The 25,070-nt window shown below is 39.5% G+C and carries 26 protein-coding genes and 1 pseudogene; 15 read left to right on the plus strand and 12 right to left on the minus strand.

Annotated elements, in window-relative coordinates; genetic code table 11:
* Positions 1–526, minus strand: a pseudogene (locus tag WBM70_RS10505) (invasion protein); the annotation flags it as partial.
* Positions 526–1,116 (minus strand): RdgB/HAM1 family non-canonical purine NTP pyrophosphatase, encoded by a 591-nt coding sequence (gene rdgB, locus WBM70_RS10510; RefSeq protein ID WP_424558459.1) that lies wholly within the window; start codon positions 1,114–1,116, stop codon positions 526–528. The gene rdgB and the pseudogene WBM70_RS10505, both read right to left, overlap by 1 nt.
* A gap of 154 nt (positions 1,117–1,270) precedes the next feature.
* On the opposite strand from rdgB, the gene WBM70_RS10515 reads away from it, so the two are divergent.
* From WBM70_RS10515 to WBM70_RS10525, 3 genes are all read left to right on the plus strand, one after another.
* Positions 1,271–2,602 (plus strand): MFS transporter, encoded by a 1,332-nt coding sequence (locus WBM70_RS10515; protein ID WP_424558460.1) that lies wholly within the window; start codon positions 1,271–1,273, stop codon positions 2,600–2,602.
* Positions 2,602–3,279, plus strand: a complete 678-nt coding sequence (locus tag WBM70_RS10520; RefSeq protein WP_424558461.1) for a hypothetical protein — start codon at positions 2,602–2,604, stop codon at positions 3,277–3,279. Before WBM70_RS10515 ends, WBM70_RS10520 begins: the two co-directional genes overlap by 1 nt.
* Before the next feature lie 282 nt (positions 3,280–3,561).
* Entirely contained in the window at positions 3,562–5,316 is a 1,755-nt protein-coding gene (locus WBM70_RS10525) for a TonB-dependent receptor (RefSeq protein ID WP_424558462.1), read from the plus strand.
* Here WBM70_RS10525 and WBM70_RS10530 read toward each other — a convergent pair.
* The gene (locus WBM70_RS10530) at positions 5,313–6,173 is read right to left on the minus strand and encodes a diguanylate cyclase domain-containing protein (RefSeq protein ID WP_424558463.1); all 861 of its coding nucleotides are present in this window, start codon (positions 6,171–6,173) and stop codon (positions 5,313–5,315) included. The two genes, WBM70_RS10525 and WBM70_RS10530, sit on opposite strands and share 4 nt — an antisense overlap.
* A 157-nt stretch (positions 6,174–6,330) precedes the next feature.
* Between WBM70_RS10530 and WBM70_RS10535 the strand changes: the two genes are divergently transcribed.
* Positions 6,331–6,984, plus strand: a complete 654-nt coding sequence (locus tag WBM70_RS10535; protein WP_424558464.1) for a response regulator transcription factor — start codon at positions 6,331–6,333, stop codon at positions 6,982–6,984.
* The gene (locus tag WBM70_RS10540; RefSeq protein WP_424558465.1) at positions 6,968–8,788 is read left to right on the plus strand and encodes a sensor histidine kinase; all 1,821 of its coding nucleotides are present in this window, start codon (positions 6,968–6,970) and stop codon (positions 8,786–8,788) included. The genes WBM70_RS10535 and WBM70_RS10540 overlap by 17 nt, the downstream gene beginning before the upstream one ends.
* A gap of 69 nt (positions 8,789–8,857) precedes the next feature.
* On the opposite strand, the gene tkt is transcribed toward WBM70_RS10540, so the two are convergent.
* A complete protein-coding gene (tkt, locus tag WBM70_RS10545; protein WP_424558466.1) occupies positions 8,858–10,846 on the minus strand; it encodes a transketolase in 1,989 nt (662 codons plus the stop codon).
* Positions 10,847–10,856: 10 nt separating this feature from the next.
* Positions 10,857–11,705 (minus strand): polyprenyl synthetase family protein, encoded by an 849-nt coding sequence (locus WBM70_RS10550; RefSeq protein ID WP_424558467.1) that lies wholly within the window; start codon positions 11,703–11,705, stop codon positions 10,857–10,859.
* Between the two features lie 56 nt (positions 11,706–11,761).
* Here WBM70_RS10550 and WBM70_RS10555 point away from each other — a divergent pair, with 56 nt between their 5' ends.
* Entirely contained in the window at positions 11,762–11,986 is a 225-nt protein-coding gene (locus tag WBM70_RS10555) for a hypothetical protein (RefSeq protein ID WP_424558468.1), read from the plus strand.
* Here WBM70_RS10555 and WBM70_RS10560 read toward each other — a convergent pair.
* Both WBM70_RS10560 and WBM70_RS10565 read right to left on the minus strand, forming a co-directional pair.
* Positions 11,983–12,495 (minus strand): shikimate kinase, encoded by a 513-nt coding sequence (locus tag WBM70_RS10560; protein WP_424558469.1) that lies wholly within the window; start codon positions 12,493–12,495, stop codon positions 11,983–11,985. The genes WBM70_RS10555 and WBM70_RS10560 overlap by 4 nt on opposite strands.
* Positions 12,496–12,498: 3 nt before the next feature.
* Complete coding sequence (locus WBM70_RS10565) at positions 12,499–12,741, minus strand: hypothetical protein (RefSeq protein WP_424558470.1); 243 nt, start codon at positions 12,739–12,741, stop codon at positions 12,499–12,501.
* A gap of 118 nt (positions 12,742–12,859) precedes the next feature.
* Between WBM70_RS10565 and WBM70_RS10570 the strand changes: the two genes are divergently transcribed.
* Positions 12,860–13,555 (plus strand): SDR family NAD(P)-dependent oxidoreductase, encoded by a 696-nt coding sequence (locus WBM70_RS10570; protein ID WP_424558471.1) that lies wholly within the window; start codon positions 12,860–12,862, stop codon positions 13,553–13,555.
* Positions 13,556–13,603: 48 nt separating this feature from the next.
* Here WBM70_RS10570 and WBM70_RS10575 read toward each other — a convergent pair whose 3' ends face one another.
* Both WBM70_RS10575 and WBM70_RS10580 read right to left on the minus strand, forming a co-directional pair.
* On the minus strand, positions 13,604–13,924 hold the full coding sequence (locus WBM70_RS10575) for a hypothetical protein (RefSeq protein ID WP_424558472.1): 321 nt from the start codon (positions 13,922–13,924) through the stop codon (positions 13,604–13,606).
* A gap of 88 nt (positions 13,925–14,012) precedes the next feature.
* Positions 14,013–14,285 carry a DUF4389 domain-containing protein gene (locus WBM70_RS10580; protein WP_424558473.1) on the minus strand — a complete coding sequence of 91 codons (273 nt, stop codon included), beginning with the start codon at positions 14,283–14,285 and terminating at the stop codon, positions 14,013–14,015.
* A gap of 96 nt (positions 14,286–14,381) precedes the next feature.
* On the opposite strand from WBM70_RS10580, the gene thpR reads away from it, so the two are divergent.
* Entirely contained in the window at positions 14,382–14,879 is a 498-nt protein-coding gene (thpR, locus tag WBM70_RS10585; protein WP_424558474.1) for an RNA 2',3'-cyclic phosphodiesterase, read from the plus strand.
* Here thpR and purN read toward each other — a convergent pair.
* Positions 14,876–15,433, minus strand: coding sequence for a phosphoribosylglycinamide formyltransferase (gene purN, locus WBM70_RS10590; protein WP_424558475.1), 558 nt, complete (start codon positions 15,431–15,433; stop codon positions 14,876–14,878). The two genes, thpR and purN, sit on opposite strands and share 4 nt — an antisense overlap.
* 54 nt (positions 15,434–15,487) lie before the next feature.
* Positions 15,488–16,906 carry an NAD(P)H-hydrate dehydratase gene (locus WBM70_RS10595; RefSeq protein WP_424558476.1) on the minus strand — a complete coding sequence of 473 codons (1,419 nt, stop codon included), beginning with the start codon at positions 16,904–16,906 and terminating at the stop codon, positions 15,488–15,490.
* Positions 16,907–17,028: 122 nt separating this feature from the next.
* Between WBM70_RS10595 and rpsU the strand changes: the two genes are divergently transcribed.
* The 6 genes from rpsU (at position 17,029) to WBM70_RS10625 (ending at position 22,292) form a co-directional block, all read left to right on the plus strand.
* A complete protein-coding gene (rpsU, locus tag WBM70_RS10600; protein ID WP_309494262.1) occupies positions 17,029–17,241 on the plus strand; it encodes a 30S ribosomal protein S21 in 213 nt (70 codons plus the stop codon).
* 136 nt (positions 17,242–17,377) lie between these two features.
* Positions 17,378–18,541, plus strand: a complete 1,164-nt coding sequence (gene purT, locus WBM70_RS10605; protein ID WP_424558477.1) for a formate-dependent phosphoribosylglycinamide formyltransferase — start codon at positions 17,378–17,380, stop codon at positions 18,539–18,541.
* A gap of 72 nt (positions 18,542–18,613) precedes the next feature.
* Complete coding sequence (locus WBM70_RS10610; RefSeq protein ID WP_424558478.1) at positions 18,614–19,018, plus strand: acyl-CoA thioesterase; 405 nt, start codon at positions 18,614–18,616, stop codon at positions 19,016–19,018.
* A gap of 15 nt (positions 19,019–19,033) precedes the next feature.
* Positions 19,034–19,966 carry a D-2-hydroxyacid dehydrogenase gene (locus WBM70_RS10615; protein WP_424558479.1) on the plus strand — a complete coding sequence of 311 codons (933 nt, stop codon included), beginning with the start codon at positions 19,034–19,036 and terminating at the stop codon, positions 19,964–19,966.
* A complete protein-coding gene (locus WBM70_RS10620) occupies positions 19,966–21,570 on the plus strand; it encodes an FAD-dependent oxidoreductase (protein ID WP_424558480.1) in 1,605 nt (534 codons plus the stop codon). The genes WBM70_RS10615 and WBM70_RS10620 overlap by 1 nt, the downstream gene beginning before the upstream one ends.
* The gene (locus WBM70_RS10625; RefSeq protein ID WP_424558481.1) at positions 21,561–22,292 is read left to right on the plus strand and encodes a succinate dehydrogenase/fumarate reductase iron-sulfur subunit; all 732 of its coding nucleotides are present in this window, start codon (positions 21,561–21,563) and stop codon (positions 22,290–22,292) included. The genes WBM70_RS10620 and WBM70_RS10625 overlap by 10 nt, the downstream gene beginning before the upstream one ends.
* Here the strand turns inward: WBM70_RS10625 and leuC are convergent.
* The gene (gene leuC / locus WBM70_RS10630) at positions 22,289–23,569 is read right to left on the minus strand and encodes a 3-isopropylmalate dehydratase large subunit (RefSeq protein WP_424558482.1); all 1,281 of its coding nucleotides are present in this window, start codon (positions 23,567–23,569) and stop codon (positions 22,289–22,291) included. The genes WBM70_RS10625 and leuC overlap by 4 nt on opposite strands.
* Positions 23,570–23,669: 100 nt before the next feature.
* Between leuC and WBM70_RS10635 the strand changes: the two genes are divergently transcribed.
* Positions 23,670–25,013, plus strand: coding sequence for an NFACT RNA binding domain-containing protein (locus WBM70_RS10635; protein WP_424558483.1), 1,344 nt, complete (start codon positions 23,670–23,672; stop codon positions 25,011–25,013).
* Positions 25,014–25,070: the final 57 nt, after the last annotated feature.

Genomic DNA, 25,070 nt, shown 5'->3' on the forward strand with positions numbered 1-25,070 from the left:
GCAAAGACTCACTCTGAAGCATCTCAAAGACTTTGGCATCATCCCCATTAAAAAGTTCGGAGAGTTCAAGGTTTACACTGTGAATAATGTGATGTGTCCAGTGGCTCTGCCATACACTTAACATCACCCCTACATGATGTACACCCAACATCAATGAACGGTAAAAAGGTGTAAGGAGTTGCTTCTCCTCTACCCATGCAATAAAATTTTCATGACGCGTAATATGCATCGTACTTACAAAACCGTATGCTAACTCTTTTTTCGTCGCTATCTCTTCTTTAGAACAGCCATTTTTTTCCAATACCTGCTCCAAAGCATCTTCACGCAAATTCACAATACGTGTAAGTGCCGCCATCGTAGAATCATCATCTCTAGGGATATCTATGAGGCTCAGAAATGCTTCTACTACTTTATTGGCCCTGTCATGTCCCTCATCTAAAAGGTCATAATAGGCATTAAGACCTGCCTGTCTTGTTTGCAACTCATCATAAATGGCTTGTAAGTCTTCCATAAATTGTTTTTTCATTATTTACCCTTTAACATTTGTATGATCGGTTGTGCCAACTTCAATGCCTGTGCTCTGTGTGATATCTTTTTTTTCACATCATCATCCAACTCACCGAGTGTTTTATCAAATCCTGCTGGGATGAACATTGGATCATACCCAAACCCTTTATTTCCCCTAGCTTCATCTATGACATCCCCATGCATCCAGCCATGTACGACATACTCTCCATACTTGGAGACAATAGCGATTGCAGCAGTATAATATGCAGGCGTAGCTCTTACACCTTTTTCTTTCATTGTCTCTATGAGTTTATACAGATTATCTTTATCTGTAACACCTACCCCTGCATAACGTGCTGAATAGATCCCTGGTGCACCGTCTAGTATCGGTAGAGAGATACCGCTGTCATCAGATATCACCAAGTACTCTTCACCTAATTTCTCATAGATCGTACGTGCTTTGATGAGGGCATTGGAAGCAAATGTATCTCCGTCTTCTACGATATCAAACTCACCCAAAAGATCAGAAAAAGCCACCACTTCATCTTGACACATATGCTTGAACTCACGTAGTTTTCCTTTGTTCCCTGTCGCTAAAACAATACGCATAACTAATCTCCTTTTCACAATATGAAGGTCTGTGAAAATTGCTTTCACTGTTACTTCTTCTTTAAGAAGAGATAACAGATCTTCACCTTTATTATCTACTCTTAAATATTTCGTTATATAATGAGACAAATTTTATCTAAATAGAGGTATCACTATGATTAAACAGATCATCCCACTCAGTCTTATTGTAGGACTGAGATTTTTTGGACTCTTCATTGTCCTCCCTGTTCTCTCCATCTATGCACTTGAGCTGGAAGGAGCAACACCATTTCTTGCAGGTCTTGTTGTAGGGGGATATGCTCTTACTCAAGCAGCATTTCAAGTACCTTTCGGACTGGTCAGTGACAAAATAGGACGTAAAAAAACGTTACTTTTTGGTCTCATCATCTTTATTATCGGTTCAGTGATCGCTGCACTGAGTGACAATATTTACATGCTTCTTATCGGACGTTTCCTCCAAGGTGCAGGAGCGATCGGTTCTGTGGTATCGGCAATGGTAGCAGACCTGGTAAAAGAAGAGCAGCGTGCACATGCCATGGCTATCATGGGTGGTACCATTGCACTCAGTTTTGCTGCTGCAATGATCATTGCACCTATTGTAGGCGGTAACTGGGGAATAGACAAACTCTTTTGGATCACTGCCATTCTTTCAGTGATGGCGATAGGTATCTTGTTTACAGCTGTGCCTCAACCGCCAACTATTGTACACAGCTATGCAGAAGAAGAATCCAAGATGGTGGAGGTCTTTAAAGACAAGTCTCTGACACGTATGTATATCACATTTCTTTTCCACTCATCCATTATGACCATGGCATTTTTCATCATCCCTCTTGTGATGACACAAGAGCTCACTGAAGGTGGTTTTGGCTGGGAAAAAGCTGAATTATGGAAAGTCTATTTCCCTGCGATGATCTTTGGTTTCTTTGCTATGGCTCCAGCAGCGATATTTGGAGAGAAGTACGGCAAAGGTAAAGAGATCTTTATGATCTCTGTTTCTGTCATCTTTTTAGGTTTCTTAGCTATGGGATTTGCAAGCTCTGCTTGGGTCTTTGTCGTCGGTGTGGTTCTTTTCTTCATTGGATTCAATATGTTTGAACCACTCTTGCAAAGCTTTGTTGCCAAGTTTGCCAAAGTACACCAAAAAGGTGCAGCACTTGGTGTCGCTAATACCTTTGCCTATGTAGGTATTTTCTTAGGAGGTCTACTTGCAGGTTGGCTTATGCAACACTATGACAGGTCAACACTTGCTGTTGTTGTAGCCATCATCTCTGTAATATGGTTCATCTGGGTAGCGACGATGCCAAATCCGAATAACAGAGGAAATGTCTATCTTTCTCTAGATATATTTGACCGTGAAAGAGTCTCTTCCCTAACCAGTCATGAAGCGATCGTAGAGAGTTATGTGAATGAAACAGAAAATATCGCTGTCATCAAATATGAAAAAGATATGATAGATGAAGATGAGATTCGAGGGATGTTAAGCTAATGCTTACGCCTCTCATTAAGGAGATTCAAGAAGTGCTCCAGAAAGCACCTTCTTCCACCCAGATGAAAGAGACTTTACATCTGCTCTTTGATGAGAGTAGCTATGGATGGAGCAAAGACTATCCTGTAGCGATAGTACATGAAAAAACGAGGATCAAAGACCCCTCTACCCTCGATTTTTTCACACAAAACAACCTCATAGATGAAGAGGGGTTTACCCCTTGTACCTATGATGATGCACAGATTGAAAAGATAGTAACAAATGCACCTTCTTGCATCCAGAGGGTCAACTACATCGTGGCCCAAACCAAAACCATTCCCAAGCCTCTATTTTTCAACAAATTCAAGCATGACTATTGGAAAAAGATACAAAGTGTTGAGGGACTCGAAGCTGTCATAGATGTGAGCGTACTAGAAAGGGATACTTCTGCATGCGAAGCGGAAGCAACTTTACGCGCCATCATCCGTAAAAGAAAAGAAGTACATCAGCTAAAAAAACTGACCTTTGTATGGATCGTAGAAACGGAAGGTAACCCTGAAAACATAGAAGCGGTGCTTAAACACTATTTTGAAGAGGCGTATACACTTATACAAAATGTAGATAAGACCTACTGCATGGGATGGAGCAAACCACTGCAAAGTATTAACATGAGATATTTTGTCTGCCCTCCTAAATAAATACGTAACTACACTTATATCAAAAAAGCATTACCATAAGTAGCTACATACACTCCAAAAATACCAATATGCCGTTTTTGGATATTTATTCTTTTTTTAATGTGTTAAACTGTTATAAAAGCAACAGGAATAACTATAATACTTACTCAATTAACTCGTACTGCCTTTATCGTTTCTTTTGTAAGCACGTTTCTCTGGTCAAATACTATCACCCTTGATCCCATAAACATTCAAGAAACATATCTTACTTCAAACTCTTTTATACTGAGTGAAGATGAAGCGATGGAAACAGCCAGTGTTTCCCTGCAGGAAAGACTCGAACAAGATATTTCCTTTAGTGTTGTGATGGGAGATAAAGGTGAAGAAGGCATATCTTTTCGAGGACTTGACTTTAAAAATACCGAGTATGTAGAAGATGGCATCCCCTTGTATCGAAATGTGAATGGTTTTACAGATACCAAATTCACCATGACCCATGCAGCACTTCAGATCAATGATGGCTCAGGTACTTCCTCCTTAGGCGTCTCTCCCATAGGTGGTCAAGTAGAGATCACTTCCAAAACACCAGCCAAAGTATTTGAGAGTGCAGCAAATGTACTCATCTCAAGTGATGATGAATATTATCATGCTTATGTTGGGAGTATCACAGACAATGTATATATTCAAGCAGATGCCAACTACTATCATAGATCAGATTATACACTTTCAAGTGATTATGGCACCACCCTACTTCAAGATACAAGAAAGCGTCTTAACAGTGATAAAGATCAAAAAAATATTTCTATAAAAAGTGGTATTTTCATTGATGACCAGATCCATCTGGCAGCAAAAGTAAGTCTCACAAGGGCAGAGTATGGTGTACCGCCAAATGTATATACCGATCTGAATGCTCCAGTCTGGGATGCCTATGCACGACTAGACCGAAAAGACCTAAACAGTTTTTATCTCTATGGTGACTATGTCACAGACGATCTGAAGTTAAGCATTAGAGCCTATTATGATGACTATGAGGATATCTATAAAATATATAATGACCCTGCGTACCAAACTAGTTGGCCTCCAGTCACTTATGATGATGCACGTTTGGGAACAGTGATCAGAGCCGTTAAAATGCAAGATGCTCATACCAGTACGTTCATCTTTCAGGCAGAAGAGAATGAACATATCAGACGTGGCGGTGATCTTGAGACAGCAAAGTCTCAAGTCGATACTTTTAAACTCAGTTTTTTACATTTATGGATCTTAAATAGTGCCTGGCAACTAGAGGGTGGCTTATCTGCTGCACTCATGCAGAACAAAAAGTCTGCAGAGGCCAGCGCAACAAAATCTCCTGATGATAAAAATACCTATGATGCACAAGTGAAGATCACTTATACGCAGGACCAAAGTGTAATGTATGGTGGCATAGCGAAGAAAAGCCGTATGCCAACTATGTCAGAGATGTTCACCTTTTTCCCTTGGGTCAATGCCAATCCTGATCTGAAACCAGAAAAAAGTATGCAGTACACTCTTGGATATCAACATGATCTTGCGAAAAATACTTCTATTGACCTGTCACTCTACTATTACGATATAGATGATCTTATCATCTATCGTGATAATGGGTATATCAATCGTGAAGAGGCAGAACATTATGGTGCAGAGATTCGTGTCAACAGTACTTACTTTAATAAACATCATCTCCGTGTATCTTATGCCTATGCCCATACGCAAGACAATGAAGGTGACTCCATTGAATTGATCCCCTTACATCAATTTAAGCTCGAGGACACACTTCGCTTGAGTGAAAAATGGAACGCCTATCTGGGTTATCAGTATATTGGGTCCAGGTACAGTCCTAACTCCGCTACCTATAGTGATGAACAGATCAAACTGGATACCTATCATCTTCTAGATACACAAATTGCCTATAAAGTCTCTGACTCAACGCAATGTAGAGCGGGTATTAAAAATATACTTGATGAATCTTACGAATGGAGATATGGTTATCCGGCACAAGGACGTTCCTACTATCTCTCTTTGGAGTGGAAGCTTTAATCTTCTCTATAAAAGTGTTTTTTCTCTTGATACATATTTCTATCAGCTACTTGTATAAGCTGATGAAAACTCTTCCCGTCAATAGGGTAGCAAGCGCTTCCTATACTCATACTGATCTCACACCTTGTGTCACCATGCATCACCGTAATAGGAAAAACAGCTTTTATGTTCATCACTATCTGAGCAATGGTATCACTATATGCGATATCTTCAAGGATCAATACAAACTCATCTCCCCCATATCTCGAAACGATATCATTACGTCGCAGCAACTCTTCCAATCTTTTCGCTACTTTCCGTAGAACTTTATCGCCAAAATCATGCCCATATTTATCATTATAAGCTTTGAAACCATTGATATCACATAAAAGTAGAGCCATTTTTTGCTGATGCCTATCTGCTCTATACTCTGCCATTTTAAATTGATCTTCTAGTAAAACACGATTTGGCAGTCCTGTTAAAGAATCATGTGTTGCCAAATGCTGATAATGCTCCAACAATCTTTTTTCTTCCATAATATCTTCCAACGTAAAGACAGTATACTGCTCCTCATCGTGAATCATATTTTTTGTATGTGCACGTACCAACATATGTGTATCGTTTTTACAATGTATATATATTTCTATATTGTATTCATCTTTTGACGCTAAGGTTTTTTGCAAAGATATCTCATTTCTATCAGAGTCAAAAAAGGATATAGGTTTTCCAAGACAATCTATTTCGTTGTATCCCGTAAGCTTTTCAAAAGCACAGTTTATATTGAGAACTGTAGCATTCTCATCTAAAATAAGCATCGCTATAGGATTTTGCATAAAAGCAAATGCTGCTAAATCTTTGGTTAAGTTCTTTTGTATCATTGACCATATAACGTTTGCTGAATAGATGTCATCTTGTCCAATTCTCCTTTACAACTATTTAATATTGACACTATAACGATAAAATGTCAGGTTTTTGTCAGGTTTTTTAAAATTAAATATGACATAAATATGACATCTTTTATACTATACTATAGATATGAATGTATTAGTAATAGAAGATGATGCCCAACTGAATACCGCCATAAGTGAGTTTTGCGAGATCAAATCATTTGATGTAGTGAGTACCAAAGACGGACTAGAAGCCATTGACAAAATAGACAATGGATCATTCGATCTCTATATTATTGATATCAATGTTCCTCATGTGAATGGATTAGAGATACTCAAGCACATCAGGAAAACAAATATTGATACTCCGATCATCATCATTACCGCTTCTTTAGAGATACAGAATTTTGCTACAGCCTTTGAAAATGGGTGTAGTGAATACATTAAAAAGCCATTTCATTTAAAAGAACTGGATATACGTATCGAGAATTTACTCTCTCACAAAAATCCTGTAAAGATCACTTTAGCTGAAGATTTCTATTATAATCCAAATAAAGAAGAGTTTTTTTATAAAAGCAAGCACATTCGATTAAGATATAAAGAGAAACGATTTTGTGCCATACTCATGAAACATCTCAATAGCATTGTTCCCAATGATGTGATCTATGATTATGTATGGGAAGGAGAGGTGAAGGAATCCTATCCTTTACGACAATTACTTGGTGAACTGAGAAAAAAACTCCCTTTTGATATAATACAAACAAAGATAAGAGAAGGGTATATGATTGAAGCTCAAAAATAAACTTTATCTCACACAACTTTTTATCATACTCACATTCACCCTTTTTCTATGGGTACTATACACTAATTTTAAAAAACATAGTCAAAATGACTTGGAGCAGGAACTCACGAAGAGTATTAATATTAATAAACTACTATTGACCTCTGCACTAGAAGACACATACACAACATTTAATCAGAAAAAGAACATGATCACTCACATTCACCGTGCAGCGCTAGATGAATTTAAAAAAGATAAAAATATCTCTTTAGCTCATTTAAAAAACAAAATACGGTCACATTTTAATTTTCAATTTATAGATATAGATCTTTTTCTGATAGATAAAAATTATGTGATCATTGATGGGACCTTTAAAAAAGATATTGGGCTTGATTTTAAAAAGATACCTGATGGGAAAATGGATTTAGACAAAGCTTCCAAAGACAATGAGATACACATTGCAAAGAAAGTTGCTATAGACTATATGGATTCTGCATTCAAAATGTACTCTTGTGCCAGAGTAAATGATGAAATATATCTTGAAATGGCTTTTATTGATCCTACTAGCTACAATACATTGCGTACTCGAATCGAAAATATTTCTAAGCATACGAAAAACAAAATAAATCTTTTCCGTATTAGAAGTACAAGCTCTAATGAAGAATATTATGAAGATATACTTAACACAAAATCCATTAGTAACAAAAAAGAATGGAACGATGCACTAAAAAAATTCCCTTTAAATCGTGTTACAGAGAATAAGATCATCCTTACTAAACGACAAAATTCCATTCTAAGAGCCAATGAATACGAAAACGAAGGTATAGTAAATATTTATATCCCTCTACTCAGCAAAGAAAATGCTCCATCGCTTGGTTATAATAATTTTGTGATGAAACTGGAAATTGATATCAGTGACCATATGGCACAATGGAAAGAGAATGAAAATATTTTTGTCTTGGTAGGTCTTACTCTGATCATCTTAATGCTTCTTTTGTATTTTTTTATAAAATATAATTTTTACATTCCCATCACTACTATTACACAAGATTTTGAAGATGAAGTAAAAATCAATGATGAAGCTTTGCTCAGAAAAAAAGATGAGTTTGGTATCTTGGCAGATAAATACAATAAATTGTATTCAAAACTTCAAGATCAGATAGAGAAGAATCAACATTTACTGGATGAAAACAAACAGTTCATCGCCGATATGGTGCACCAAATAAGAACCCCTTTATCAGTCATTATGACGAACTCCTCACTTATAGAGATGAAAACCAAAGAGCAAGTCTCTCCTTATATTACACAAATAAATTCAGCCATCAATATGCTTTCAAACTCCTATGAAGACCTCTCCTATATCATCACTCATGATACAATGGAATATAAAGTCACAAAGATCGACTTTACTGACTTTCTTCATGAAAGAATAGATTTTTTTGAAGTGATTGCAGATGCCAATCATAAAACGATATCTACCGACATTGCCAACAATATACACATCACTATGAATGATACTGAACTCGAAAGACTGATAGACAATAACCTCTCAAACGCTATAAAACACAGTAGTGACAAAAGTGAGATAAAAATCGTGCTGGAAAGGATCAAGTCAGAGATCATCTTACAATTCATCTCGGAGGGGAAAAACATTGCTGATATCTCCAAACTATTTGATAAAAATTACACAGAAGCCAATACCGCCAAGCGTAGTTTAGGGTTGGGCTTAAATATGGTAAAAACAATTTGTGAAAAGAACAATATCTACTATAATGCTGATTCGGAAGATCATATCAATACCTTTACTTATATTTTCAAGGTTTAATTAAAGAAGCTATTTAAATTATCCTTGCATTTAAAACCTGAAGGTTTCGAATGCAAGGTATAAAAAAGATTAGAGCTTACACTCTCCAAGTTCCACTTCTCTATACTCCACATCCATCAATTTACATGCACGTTTCATAATACCTTCTTGCGTAAATCCGAACTTCTCAAAAAGCAGGTCTGCCGGTGCTGATGCTCCAAAGCTTTCCATACCCAGTACATCATCTGCATAACGGTAGAATTCTGTAGCTGTTGCTGCTTCGACTGCCAGTACTTTTGTACTTGGGTCAACCACAGTTGCTTTATACTCTGCATCTTGCTCGTTAAAGAGGTCAAGACATGGTACAGAGACAACATTTGCTTTAATGCCAAGTACGGCTAGGTGACATGCTGCTTTTAGACAAGGCATCAATTCTGAACCTGAAGCCATCAGTGTAAAGTTCGCATCTTTTCTTTTTTTGACAATGTATGCACCTTTACTGACGTCACCAAAATCTCTTTTTGGCTTGAGTGTTTTAAGTTTTTGACGACTGAGTACAAAACCGTGCGGTGCTTGCATACTGAGTGCTGTTCTCCACGCTTCTACGTTTTCGGTTGCATCTGCCGGTCTCCATACATAAAAGTTTGGCAATGCTCTAAACTGAGAGATATGCTCAATAGGCTCATGTGTAGGACCATCTTCACCTACGCCAATACTGTCATGTGTCCATACAAAAAAGTTTTGGATGTTTGTCAGTGCTGCAATACGAGCCGATGGTTTAAGGTAATCAGAGAATACAAAGAATGTCGCATTGAATGGAATCGTTGTACCATACAATGCCATCGCATTCGTAATGGCAGCCATAGAGTGCTCACGGATACCAAAGTGCAGGTTTCTTCCTTTAGGGAAGTCTCCCATATCTTTTAACTCTGTTTTGTTTGATGGTGCAAGGTCTGCTGAACCCCCAAGGAAAGAAGGAACAGCTGTTGCAATAGCATTCAGTATTTTACCGTTTGAATCTCTTGTTGCCATCGCTGCGTCTCCAGAAAAATCTGGGAACTCAATAGCAGAAAAATCTGGATTTAAAAGTTTTTCCAGAGCTACATTCTGTTCTATAAGCGGTGCTTCTTTTTGTCTGTGTATCCACTCTTTCTCTGCAAGTTCACCCTGCTCTAAAGCACATCTGAATCTTAGTAAAACATCTTCAGGAATTTGGAATGTTTCATCCGGGTTAAACCCTTCTTTCGCCTTTGACTCCGCGATGATAGCATCTCCAAGAGGTGCACCATGCGTATGATGAGACCCTTCCATGTCACCTGCACCTTTACCGATGATCGTATTTGCAATAATGATCGTAGGCTTCGTTGCTGTTTTTACTTCTTCTAACGCTTTTTCGATGTCATCATAGCAGTGCCCGTTGATCTTCATCACGTTCCAGTTCTGTGCTTCAAAACGCTTCGCAACATCTTCACTCCAGGCAATGCTTGTATCACCTTCGATCGTAATACAGTTACTATCATAGATGAGTACCATATCTTTAAGCCCTAAATGTCCAGCCAGTGCACACGCTTCGTATGAGACACCTTCTTGTAAGTCACCATCTCCACACAGACAATAGACTTTATGGTCTATCAATTCACAAGTCTCAGAGTTTACCTGATTAGCTGTATACGCTTCTGACATCGCAAAACCAACAGCATTAGCGATACCTTGCCCCAAAGGACCCGTAGTGATCTCCACACCATCTGTATGCCCATACTCTGGGTGCCCTGGAGTTCTAGAGTCAAGCTGGCGAAACGCTTTCAGATCATCAAGAGATACATCGTACCCCCAAAGGTGTAAAAGTGAATAGATCAGTGCAGAACCATGTCCACCTGAGAAAACCAAACGGTCACGGTTAAGCCATTTTGGATTTTTAGGATTATGGCTCAGTTTTTCACTCAAAACTACTGCGATATCTGCAAGACCCATAGGTGCCCCAGGGTGTCCTGAGTTTGCTTTTTGTACCATATCAGCCGCTAAAAACCGGATAGTATTTGCCATTTTTTTACGCATAATGTTTTGCTCTGTCATTGCCATTGTTTTTCCTTTAATTATGTCTGTATAGATATGTGTTCATCAAGGGTTGTAAAGCTGTTTGTAACTTCTCATCAAAGCTTTCAAATCGTCTTTGTAAATCTTTTGCCAAAGTATCTGCCTCTTCAACAGTCTTCTTTAGTCCTAAAAGATTGACAAAGCTATTTTTATCACCGTCATTTCCTGTGGTCTTCCCCGCTTCTTCCTCACTCTGTGTCTCATCTATAATATCATCTTGTATCTGAAAAAGCAGTCCCAGATCAATACCAAAATCATAAAGTGCATCTTGGACTTTTTGCTCAAGTCCTACGATAACGGCTCCCATCTGTAAAGATACCGCTATGAGTTTGGCTGTTTTATTTTTATGCAGTGTTTTCACTTGTTCAAGTTCAAGTGGCGTATTTTCAAAATAACAGTCTATTGCCTGACCAAGTACCATACCACGACCACCGCCATCACGGGCAAGTAACTCTACGAGTTTGATCTTAATATCTTCACGTAGCGGTGCTTTAGCGATCAGATAGAAAGCATCCGTGTTCAATGCGTCTCCTGCAAGTATCGCGGTCACCTCATCAAAACGTTTATGTAAAGTCTGATGTCCACGGCGTAGATCTGCATCATCCATTGCAGGAAGGTCATCATGTATGAGAGAGTAGGTGTGGAACATTTCAAGTGCAAGGGCTATAGGTAAAGCACCATTATAAAGCATCGGTTCATAAGCATCAACAATATTTAAAAGCAACATAGGACGAAAACGTTTCCCACCAGCAGTAAGCATCGTACCCAGTGCTTCTTCATACACTGGATGGAAACTTGGTACTTTAGGTAAGTTTTCATTTAGATATGTTTCAAATCTTTGCATCTATACTCTCTGAGTTTAATTGCTAGAATTATATCGAATTTGGATAAAATAAGCGTATGGAAAAAGAAACGACACTCTCGCTTATCATATGGACAAAAAGAGCTTTGGGGCTTATAGCATTTTTACTTTGGGGATATGTTATTGTTACGATTTCACAATCTCCTGCACCATTTATAGAACAGGCACCCTACTGCATGGGTAGTACCATGCTCATATTTGGGTTGTTGACCGCTGTATATAAAGGGTTGGATTATTGGAGTCTACAACAAAAAGAGAATTAGATCTTGCACTTTTTAGCAATTTTTTCTAGTTGTTCATCCAAGGTAAGATTTTCAACATCTATCACTACATCTGCTAATTTTCTGTAGGCTTTTTCACGCTCTTCATAGAGTTTTCTAGCCTCTTTTTCTTGTGCAAAAAGCGGACGTTTTGCTAATTTATTTTTAGCATTTTTCGCAGTTTTCAAGCGGTTATGTATCCAATCGAATGAGGCATCAAGCAAGACGACTGTACCCAATTTTTTAAGATTATCCACCTTATAAAAACCGCCTCCGCAAGAGATCAAAGTTCCTGTCACACACTCTTCTATCCAATTGGCAGCTTCCTGTTCCTGTGCTCTAAAATAGGCTTCCCCATGTTTAGCAAAGATCTTTTTGACTTCTTTTTTTTCTTTGGATTCTATAAGATCATCTGTATCAATGATATAGGTACCGTATTTTTTAGTAAATGCGCGTGCTGTAGTACCTTTTCCTACACCCATAAAACCAATAAGGATAATATTATTTTTCAATGTTCATACCATATTATAACGGTCTATGATCTTTGAAATACGTTTACGCAGTGTTTTCAGTGCATCAATAGCATCTTCACCTTCTGCTACAAGAGATTCAAACTCATCAAATTGTATCTTGGCAACCCAACCGATCTTAGCATGTCTTTTAATTCCTACAAAACGTACCTCACCAAAGTGCTCTTCTGCCATCTTATAAATACGATCAATTCTTTCATCTAAAGTTTTTGCTTCTTTGTTACTCATTTCTATCCTTTGTTTAATTCAAAAAGTTCTATGAAACCTTCACCTTTAGTGGGACTTTCACTTTTTGTTATAATTATATCATATCAAATGAGCAAATGTATTACAAAAGGATTACATCATGCAAAATATACTGATCACTGGTGTGAGTTCAGGACTGGGTGAAGCCTTGGCAAAAGAATATTTAGAAAAGGGTTACGCCGTCTATGCCATAGGTAAAACCATCCCAAAAAAACTTGACCATTATCCCCATTTTTTCTTCTTCCCCTATGACCTGAGTGAAACCTTTATGATCCGATCTACACTTCAAGAATTTCTTGAACACCATGCCTTCGACATCGTTATCCTCAATGCCGGTGTTTTAGGTGACATACAAACACTCGGTAAGACAGAATTGTCTGATATTAAAGAGGTCATGGAAGTCAATGTCTGGGCGAACAAAGAGCTTATCGATTCCCTTTATGCATATGCACAGGTAAAACAGATCGTGGGTATTAGTTCAGGTGCTGCAGTCAATGGATCCAAAGGCTGGGGAGCCTATTCACTCTCTAAGGCTGGTCTCAATATGTTACTGAAGGTCTATGCCAAAGAGTTGCCGGAAATTCATTTTACTGCACTCGCACCAGGTATCATCCGTACCTCTATGGTTCAACATATTATAGATGACGTGAATGATGAACTATTTCCTTCAGCCAAAAAACTTAAAGAGAGTCATATACAAACACCTCAAGAAGCAGCCAAGCATCTTATAGCTACATTTCCTAAACTTTTAAATTATGAAAGTGGGAGTTTTTTAGATGTGAGAACAATGGATTAGATTTTGATCTTTTAGGCCTTTGAGAAAGAGTCGTATCAAAGAGAGGAACTAGCCTGTAATTTGTGCGACATACACATACAGCAGAACAATGGTCAAAGAAGCTGTAGCCATCATCCATATAAACGCTGCTAGCATTTTACCGGCATTGAACATTTGTCTGTATTTGTAAAGTAGGATAGGAAAAATAACCAACGCCATAAATACAGGAAAATACATTACAGGGCTGATCCCATACTCTTCTATAGCATATCCTACTGCTACAAACGAAGTATATATAATAATGTACACCATAGCGAGCACCACCATCTGTACAAGCATAAAGAGGACTTTGGCACCCGCTTTATTTTTATCGTCGTTGTAATGCTGCATATCTGTTTTCCTCTTTGATAATTATTGCGGAATTATAGCACAGGGTTCTCTTCTCTATGTTACTTTATACTCTTTTTAGCTTCGCTGTTTAATTATCCGGCCAGTCTCCGATTGGCCATGGCTTTTCATCTGTGTTGAAACCGACATAAGAAACCAATTGTTTACTATATCCGGCCAAACTTTCTGTAAAATACAATATCTTTTCATTAGGCTCACCGCTTAACCAACTATAAATATATTGTGTAATAGCGATCACAAAAAGCACCATCGAGATCAATCTGATTATGATCAAATATAAGATCGTATAGAGTGCTCTTGATAATCCTGGTCTCTCACGTCTGTTTGTTTCAACTTCATCCATAATAACCCTCTTTTTATTTTAATTATATCACACACTAAAGGTAAAAGTAAAAAAGTATGTCAAAATAGTATAGTTCAATCGCTACAAAGGAATCCTATGAGACTCTTCATCGCTTCGCCTATCATCCTAGATGACTATGCCTCCATACAAGAAGACTTCAAAGGTATCATAGAAGGGAAATGGGTAGAAGAGCAAAACCTGCATCTCACCTGGATATTTCTAGGTGAAGTAGATGATGATAAGCCTCTCATCGACAAACTTAAAGAGATATCTCCATTCACAAATACCATCAATATAAGAGAATTGGGGTATTTTGGCCGCCCGCCGAGAGTCTTTTTTGCTAAATCGGAAGAGAAAGCACTTTACGACACAGCAAGAGAATTCAGAGACTCAGGCTTTGACCTTTACCGTTTTAAACCACACATGACCCTGTGTCGTATCAAAACCATATATGACTATAAAGCCTATAAAGAGAAACTCAAAACCTATCGTGAAAGATCTTTGGGAGTCATACTTCCTGAGATAAGTCTTTACGAAAGCACATTATCACCTAAAGGTGCGCAATACAGTTGCAGATATACTGTTAAAATTTAAAGTAGTACTATCCTGATGGCTTCTTCCAGTGCTTCTTTTTCAACTCTCCGTACTTTTGCATCATACGCTTCAAGATCCAAGCCCTCTTTAGCAACCTCTTTTTGTAAGATCACTTCTCCTCCGTCAAGTTCAGAAGTCACATAGTGTACGCTCACACCACCATGGGTATGTTCATCCTCATAACTTTTTTCTATGGCATTGAGCCCTTTGTGTCTTGGAAGTAGAGAAGGATGGAGGTTGATACTTTTGATCTGCTCTGTAAAGAGAGGTGTCAAGATGCGCATAAAGCCTGCAAGTACTGTCAACTCCGGGCTGTACTGCTGCAGTCGTTCGACCACCACAGTATCAAAGGATTCACGGCTTTCATAGGCTTTTGAATCTATGATCTCAAGAGGGATAGATGCTTCTTCAGCGACCTTTATGCCTTCGGCATTCGGGTTGTTTGTCAAAGCGACGACAACATCACACTCTTTTTGGTGTAAAGTATTGACAATATGTGCAAAGTTACTTCCTTTGCCACTAAAAAGTACGGCTATTTTTTTACGCTTTGCCATTGAATACTTCCCTGCCTTGTATAATGATACTTATAATGATCGTATTGTAGCGTTTTAGCCCTTAACAGCACACTCTAATTTCCCCACTTCTTCCACCAGATCTGTAGGTAACATCGCATAAGAAGACCCTTCAAACTGTTCCGCTGCCATCACTAAAGCTAAAGAACCTTGAATGGCTGCATCAAGTGCAGTATATCCTTGTGCAAGTAATGAAACGATCAAACCTGAAAGTACATCTCCACTGCCTCCTTTACTGAGTTTAGAACATCCTAATGCATTAATGTAAAGTCTCTCTTCTTGCATGATAAGTGTATTGGCACCTTTAAGAAGGAGGGTAATATGCGGATACTTGGCATTAAACATTCGTACCATCTCAAATCGTTTGTTTTGTACCTGTGTCACAGTCAGTTGTTCACCTGTGAGTATCTTCCACAGCACGACAAATTCTTTAGGGTGTGGGGTAATGACTATCTCTCTGTCTTTTTGTTCCAACACAGATAAGATCTCTTTATTATAAAAACTGTCTGCATCCAATACGATAGGCAGATGGCTTTTGACCACATACTTCTGTATGAATTCACTCTCAAAGTGACACCCAAGCCCCATACCTATGGCCAAAGCAGATGCATTATCCGGGACAACCGTTGTATGCATCAAGTAAGGAGGTGGGGTGACTTTTTCATGTACCACCAATGTTGTAAGCCCAGCCCCGAATGTAGCAGCGGCCATCCCAGAGATAATACCTGCACCCTCTTTTTCTCCAGAAAATACAGCGGCATGTCCAAAGCTTCCTTTATGTGTTGATTGCTGTGTTCGACTTGGAAGTTTCAAATCTGATCTTTCGAGCAAACACGTTTGACTTTGACCTTCGTAAAAAAGTGAACTTACACCAAGATCAACACGAAGCACCTCACCTACCACATCTTTAGATGCATCTAAAAACAAAGCTTCTTTATATGCACCCATGCATATGGTCACATCTGCATGAAATGCTATAGGCATAAGAATGCCCGTCTCTCCTACGCCAGTAGGAATATCACAAGCGATCTTATGTGCTTTGATGGCATTGAGCTGATGCAAAATATGTTGTGTGTTTTCATCTAAATTTCGATTGAGCCCTGCACCAAAAAGTGCATCCACTACCACGTCTGCTGAGGGTAATATATCTACCGTTTTAAGTCCTAAAAAACTGGCACGTTCAAGCTGTACTTTTGCCATCGCTGAATGTAATTCAAAAGGTATATAAAGCTTTATCTCATAATCACCATGAAGCTGACGTGCCAATGCGATACCATCTGCACCATTGTTTCCTGTACCCGCTACTACGAGTACCGAAGCACCTAAAGGAAAATGTTTACGAATATAGTTTGCCATCCCTGCTGAAGCATGCTCCATGAGGATATCTTCACTTAGTCCGTAGGTCTCATAACATCTTCGATCCAAGGTATAACAGCTCTCAAATACTTTTTGCATTTCAACTCCTTCTACTCCTTCTATTTTATCACAAATTAATACTAACTCGATATAATCCCATTCATATTTATCTATCTTGGTCTAGCACCGGGAAATTTTGATAAGGAAGGGGGTGCTTTTCGATGCCAGGAATTATTTTAACACAACGTGACTCTTTTGATGACGCTTATAGAAAATTCAAAAGACAATGTGATAGAAACCTTATCGTGACAGAAGCTAGAGCTAGACAAAACCACGAAACTGAGACTGAAAAGAGAAAAAAAGAAAAGATTGCAACTCGCAAGAAAATCCTTAAAAAACTCTTCATGCTTAGAAGATACGAGTCTAGACTGTAATTTTTACAGCAGTGGGGCATCAGCCCTGCTACTCGACTTACTTTTTCATTCAAACCGCTACAAATTTCCCTTAACTCATTACACATTATTCAACTTTTCGCTAAAATGATCTCATATTTTCTCGAAGGTTTTCTTAATGACATTTACGACCACATTACAAAAAGACGCTATTAAAATTATGCTCCTGGGTTCTGGTGAACTGGGTAAAGAAGTTGCCATTGAAGCACAAAGACTAGGCATTGAAGTGGTTGCTGTAGACAAGTACGAGAATGCACCTGCACATCTTGTAGCAAATCGTTCTTATGCGATAGATATGCAAGACAAAGAAGCCGTACTTGCACTTATAGAAAAAGAGCAGCCTAGTTTTATCTTACCGGAAGTCGAAGCCATTAGCATTGCAGCACTTTTTGAAGCAGAAGCCAAAGGTTTTCATGTGATCCCAAATGCTGAAGCGGTCAACAAAACAATGAACCGTAAGAACATCCGTGTATTTGCTGCAGAAGAGCTAGGACTAAAAACAAGCGGGTATGAATTTGTCACTACACTTGATGGATTGAAAGCTGCAGGTGAACGCATAGGTTTCCCTTGTGTTATCAAACCGGTGATGAGTTCATCTGGTCATGGGCAAAGTATTGCCAGAACAGCAGATGATATAGAGCAGTCATGGGAGATCGCCAAAGAAGCACGAGGAGATGCCTCTGAACTCATCGTAGAAGAGTTCGTACCTTTTGACTATGAGATCACACTTTTAACCGTACGTAACGAAACAGGTACAACATTTTGTGAAGCCATCGGACATGTCCAAAAAGATGGAGACTTCATCCTTTCATGGCAGCCGATGCAAATGACTCCGGAAGCACTTCAAAAAGCGCAAGAGATCGCAAAAGCAGTGACTGATGGCCTGGGTGGCCGTGGTATCTTCGGTGTAGAGTTCTTTGTCAAAGATGACGAAGTCTACTTCTCAGAACTCAGTCCACGTCCTCATGATACAGGGATGGTGACACTTATCACACAAAGCCAGAGCCAGTTTGCCTTGCATATAAGAGCAGTACTTGGACTACCACTGGACTACACTACTTACGGTTCAGGTGCATGTGGTGCATACAAAGCCAAAAATGAAAGCCATAACCCTACACTTGAAGTACCGAACAGTGCCTTCACAAAAGACAGTTTTGTAAGGGTCTTTGGCAAACCGGAGTCACATGTAGGGCGTCGTATGGCCGTAAGCCTTGTATTGGACGAAGTAGAAGAGGCAAAAAGAAGAGCAACGCAGATCGTAGAGAGTATTTCAGACAAGTAAGATGAAAATAGATACCTCCACAGTAAGGAAAACAATGTATATTGTAAATGTTAAACCAATGGAGGAATCTAAATGAGAAAGCTCTCACTTAAAGGAATAACCTACCCTACAGACCTCAACCCCGGAGGAACTGCATTTGGCGGTTGGGTGATGTCCAAAATGGATAAAGCAGCAAGTGTCGTTGTAGCTGATATCATCAAATCTCCAGCTGTAACAGTAACCGTTTCAAGAATCAATTTTTTAAAACCCATCCATAACGGTGACATTTTCAGTATCTATACTGAGATCACTGCCATAGGAACGACTTCGATCACGATCTATGTTTCTGTTGAAATAAAAAACCTTGATACAAATAAAGAATATGAAGTCACCTCAGCCGAATTCAAATTTGTTGCCATAGACACACATGGAAAACCTGTCAATGTCCGTTCTGTTTTACGTGATGAGATAGATAAAGATATAAAACCCCTACTGTAACCTAAAGGAGACCCTATGAAAATTGTAATACTTGATGCCAAAACATTAGGTGATGACTTAGACCTTAGCCCATTGAATAGCTTTGGAGAAGTGATTTCCTATCAAACTACTTCCCCGGATGAAACACTTGAACGCATCCAGGTAGCAGACATTGTTATCACAAACAAAGTCGTTATTTCCGCTAACATAATGGAAGAAACACCAAGACTCAAACTGATCTGTATCGCAGCAACAGGCATGAATAATGTTGACTTGTCCGCTGCCAAATATAAAGGGATAGAAGTCAAAAACGTTGCAGGATATTCAACCAAAAGTGTTGTACAACATACCTTTGCCATGGCACTCTATTTACTTGAAAAAATGGCCTATTATGATGCTGTTGTCAAAAATACTTCATGGACTGAATCAGGACTTTTTACAGATGTAAGTCGTCCATTTTATGAGATCTCCGGGAAAAAATGGGGAATCATCGGTTTTGGGGCCATCGGACAGGAGGTCGCTAAGATAGCTACTGCATTTGGAGCCGAAATAAGTTACCATTCGACCAGTGGGAAGAATCTACATCATGCCTACCCGCATCAGAGCCTAGAATTTATTCTCAGAGACTGTGATATCATCTCTATTCATGCCCCTCTCAATGAAGATACCTATAACCTTATCAATGAGAACAACCTGCCTTATATAAAAGAGGATGCTATTCTTTTAAACTTGGGAAGAGGAGGGATCATCAATGAAACAGACTTGGCATTTGAACTTGACAGACGTACATTCTATGCTGGGTTAGATGTACTGGAACAAGAGCCTATGACGTTGAACAATAGACTCAATGAAGTCAAACACAAAGAGAGACTCCTTATCACTCCTCATATGGCTTGGGCAAGTATCGAAGCGAGAAAGAAGCTTCTTGAAGGTATTGTAAAAAATATTCACGTATTTATGGAGAAATAATGGTAGATGTACTGATCATCGGCTCAGGAGGTGCAGGACTCACAGCTGCACTTGCAGCAAAAAAAGAGGGTGCCTCTGTCACCATCGTAGGTAAAACCTACCCTACCAACTCACAAACTACTATGGCACAAGGGGGCATGAACGCCGCTCTTGGCAATGTAGGTGAAGACCATGTAAGTTCTCACATCGCAGATACCATCAAGTCTGCACACGGGCTTTGTAATGAAGATATGGTAAAACAGATGTGTGCAGATGCACCTGAAACCATAGCATGGCTAGAAAGTTTAGGTGTACCTTTTTCAAGACTGGATAACGGTAAGATCGGTACCCAGACCATAGCCCAGCGTCAAATGGGTGGTGCCTCCGCAAAACGTGCATGTTATGCACAAGACTACACAGGACTAAAAATACTCCACACCCTGTATGATACTTGTCTCAAAGAAGAGATAGACTTTTTAGACGAACACTATCTTCTTAATCTCATCATCCAAGAAGATACAGTCAAAGGCGCTACTTTTTTAGATATCCGCACAGGTGAAATCAAACAGATCCATGCAAAGTCTGTCGTCATGGCAACAGGCGGATATGGCTCACTCTATCATGGATTTACCACCAATGCCTATGGTTCTACCGGTGATGGTGTCGCTGCGGTACTGCGTGCAGGTGGAGCCGTATCTGATATGGAGTTCATACAATTCCACCCCACGGCACTCAAACACTCTTGTATTCTCATCTCTGAAAGTGCCAGGGGAGAAGGTGGATATCTGGTAAATGAATCAGGTGAACGTTTTGTAGATGAACTCAAACCCCGTGATGAAGTAGCACGTGCCATTTTCTCGCAAATGCAGGAAGAACAACGTGTATTTTTGGATGTACGCCATTTAGGAGAGGAGAAACTCATGGAGCTTCTTCCGCAAGAGATGGAACTATGTAAAATGCATGAACATGTTGATCCGGCAAAAGAGCTTATCCCTATCAAGCCTGTAGCGCATTACACTATGGGTGGGATAGACGTAGATCATGCTCTGGAAGTGAATGGGATCAAAGGATGCTTTGCTGTGGGTGAGTGTTCCAATGCCAAAGTACATGGTGCTAACCGTCTGGGAGGAAACTCTTTACTCGAAATCACGGCTTTTGGAAAACTTACAGGGAAAAATGCCTATACACACGCTAAGTATGCAAGTTCTGAACCCGCTGATGATACCCAGATACAAAAAGATACGGCAAAGATAGAAGCACTTTTCTCACAAGAAAAAAATATGAATTTTTATCCCTACAGAGAGATGCTAGGGAATCTTTTTTATGAAAAAGTGGGCATTGTCAGAGAAAATGATCAACTCCAAGAAGCACTCAATGAAGTGACCTCTATACAAGCCACCCAAAAAGAGATGGGTATTGCAGATAAAAGCCCTACAAATAACCAAAACCTCATCGACTTTTTGGAGTTTCAAAATGCCCTGATTCTGGCACCCACTATCATCTCTGCAGCCATTGCAAGAGATGAAAGCCGTGGAGCACACTACAAAGTTGGATTTGAATATGAGGATGACGCACTAAAAAAACATATTGTCCTTCAGTGGAAAAAGGAAGAAACATGCAAATAAAAATTCTTCGCTCTGAGACCAGTACCCACCAACTCTATACACTTCCTGCAGGAGAGATTCCTCTCTTGAATGCCTTGACCTACATTAAAGAGACACAAGATGCCACACTTACCTTTTCAGCTGGCTGTCGAGCATCAGTTTGCGGTACCTGTTCTGTACGTGTCAACGGAAGAGAAGAGCTCGCCTGTGCCTATAAAGTAAAACCCGGAGATATCATAGAACCACTTCAGTATCATCCTGTATTACGTGACCTCAGAGTAAACAAACACAAAGCCCAAGAGACCCTCTCTAAAAGTACGGCATGGCTGCACAGTTCACAAGAGGCTTCCCTCACACACAGTGATGAAAAACTTAGTGAAACACAAACTGACTGCATACTCTGTGACTCATGCTACTCTGCCTGTCCTGTCTATGCAGTAAACCCTGATTTTCTTGGGCCTTTTGCACTCACTCGAGCCTACCGCTACAGTACAGATAAACGTGAAGGTGATGCAAAAAACATCATAGATAACATTCAAACCAATGGTGTATGGGATTGTACTTTATGTGGAGAATGTACAGCTGTATGTCCAAAAGGGATAGACCCGAAGATGGATATCACTATGTTAAGAGGACGCTCTGTGCAAGAAGGCTACGATGATCCTTCTTTTGCTACACAAAGTTTTGGCACGCCAGATTTTGGCGGTGGAGGATTTGGGTTTGATCCCAATGCAGGGTTCTAGATATCTCTAGGATCCACGATCTTCCCTGCTATAGCAGAAGCGGCAGCCACAGCTGAATTTGCCAGGTATATCTCAGAAGTTCTGGCACCCATACGGCCTACGAAGTTACGGTTGGTTGTCGCGACACAGCGCTCGCCATCACCCAAGATACCCATATATCCACCCAAACATGCACCACACGTAGGGTTAGAAACCACTGCACCTGCATTAATAAGGATCTCCATCAAACCTTCGTGTTGTGCCTGAAGGAGTATCTTTTGTGTCGCAGGAGTCACGATCATACGTGTATGACGTGCAACTCTTTTGCCTTTCATGATCTCTGCTGCGATACGTAGATCTTCTATGCGTCCATTCGTACATGAACCTATCATCACCTGGTCTATTTTCAAGTCGTCTTCTACGGCTTGTTCTACAGGTTTACCGTTTGATGGTAAGAAAGGATACGCAATGACTGGTGAAAGTGCTGCTGTGTCTATTGTGATCTCTTGACAGTACTCAGCATCTGAGTCAGAAACATGGATCTTAGGTTCAGCTCTTAGTCCGCCATTGGCTTCTTTTCTCTCTTCAAGATATTTTAATGTTACATCATCTACTGCGAAGATACCATTTTTAGCACCCGCTTCGATGACCATATTCGCGATTGAAAATCTGTCTGCCATACCAAGATACTGGATCGCTTCACCTGTAAACTCAATAGCTTTATACAATGCGCCATCCACACCTATCTGGCGGATAAGTTCTAGAATAATATCTTTTCCATAAATGTGTTTACCCGGTTTACCTGTCAACTCTACTTTGATCGTCTCAGGAACTTTAAACCAGTTTCCACCCGTGATCATTCCGAAAGAGAGGTCTGTACTTCCCATACCTGTTGAGAAAGCACCAAGTGCTCCATGCGTACACGTGTGGCTATCTGCACCGATGATCACATCTCCAGGAAGCACAAGTCCTTTTTCAGGAAGCAAGGCATGCTCGATACCCATATCTTTTTCATCAAAAAAGTACTTCATATCATGCTTATAGGCAAAATCTCTAGAGATCTTAGCCTGATTTGCTGAGGCGATATCTTTTGCCGGTATATAGTGATCCATCACGATACAAAAGTTGTCCGGTCTGGCCATTTTTTCTGCCCCAGACTCTTCAAATGCTCTAATGGAGATAGGGGTCGTAATGTCATTCCCGATGATCATATCGATCTCCACTCTAACGATCTCTCCCGCATGTACTTCACGTCCTGCATGTTCTGAAAAGATCTTTTCTGTCATAGTTTGTGCCATAGGTTGTCCTTCGTTCTGCATAATGTATATAAATATTACGCGAATTATAGCGAAATAAAATTATGCTAGAATTCTATAACTATTTATTAGAAAGATCAGAATGAAATTATACGAACTCAAAGCTATCGCCAAACGTCTGAACGACTTTACATTTATCAGCCGTGCAAGACGTATTGAGGACAATACTCTGGAGTTGGTATTTGACAAGTCTGACAGCTATTTTTTCAACATGACCAGAGGGCACAGCTTCATTTACAAAGCCCCTTCACAAAGGCCGCTTCAAGGCTACAATGCACCTTTTGATACCCTGCTTCATTCCCTCATGGCTGCGAGCAAACTCATTGCAGTAGAGGTACCAAATGGGGATCGTATTTTACGTTTTACCCTGGCACCTAAAAGTTCTTATAAAGATAAGATCATCTACTTGCAGCTTGAATTTACAGGGAAAAATACCAATGCTATACTTATCGATGAAAACGAAGTCATTATCGAAGCCCTCAGACACATTGATGCAGATAGCTCTTTTCGTGTGATACGCCCAGGATTGGAACTTCTCCCCATTCCTCCTTTTGAGCGTGATGAAGAGGAAAAAGAGATCGTTGATATAGATGCCTTTCTTGAAGAACAATATCGCCAGACACAAGCCAAAAAACTTTTAGAGTTAAAAAAACAAAAACTTTCTCTTACGGCCAAAAAAAGTCAAAAACTTGATCAGCTTCTGAAGAAATTACCCAATGAAGAGAGTCTTGAACTTCAAGCCAAAGAATACAACAGCTATGGAAATCTCATCCTGGCAAACCTCTATCAGATAAAGCCCTATGACACCCAACTAAAGACCTATGATTTTGAGGGAAACGAGATCAGTCTCAAACTGCCTAAAAATATCAAAGTGAATCGTATGAGCGACTATTTTTTCAATCTTGCCAAACGGGCGAAAAATAAAGCCAAGAACATTCACATGGAAAAAGAGAACCTCCAAAGCAAAAAAGACTTCTATGACAACATTTACTATGCACTAGAACAGGCGAAAGAACCTTACGAACTCGAACTTCTTGTGCCAAAACGTGCAAAATCGCAACGTAAAAAAGAGAAGCTCAGAGAGGGAGAACTGTTCTGGATAGAAGATTACAAAGTCTTTGTTGGGAGGAACAGTAATGAAAACCAAAAACTACTTTCCCTGGCAAAAGCCAACGATCTCTGGATGCACATCCGTGATGTGCCCTCTTCCCATGTGATCATCAGAACCGATAAACAAAACCTTCCAGACTCAGTGATACAAGCTGCTGCAAAACTCTGTGTAGATTTTTCTGTTAAAAACCCTGGTGATTATGAAGTTGACTACACAAAACGAAAGTTTGTCAAAGTACAAGAGGGATCCAACGTGCTATACAACAAATATAACACGATCTCTGTTACCAAAGAGGGTGTAGAAATAAGAGTCTAGTCCCTTCTAATCCAAAGCGTGCTATAATATTCTTCATTTAAAAAACTAGGAAATGAT

Source organism: Sulfurovum sp. (assembly GCF_049668085.1).
Lineage (GTDB): Bacteria > Campylobacterota > Campylobacteria > Campylobacterales > Sulfurovaceae > Sulfurovum.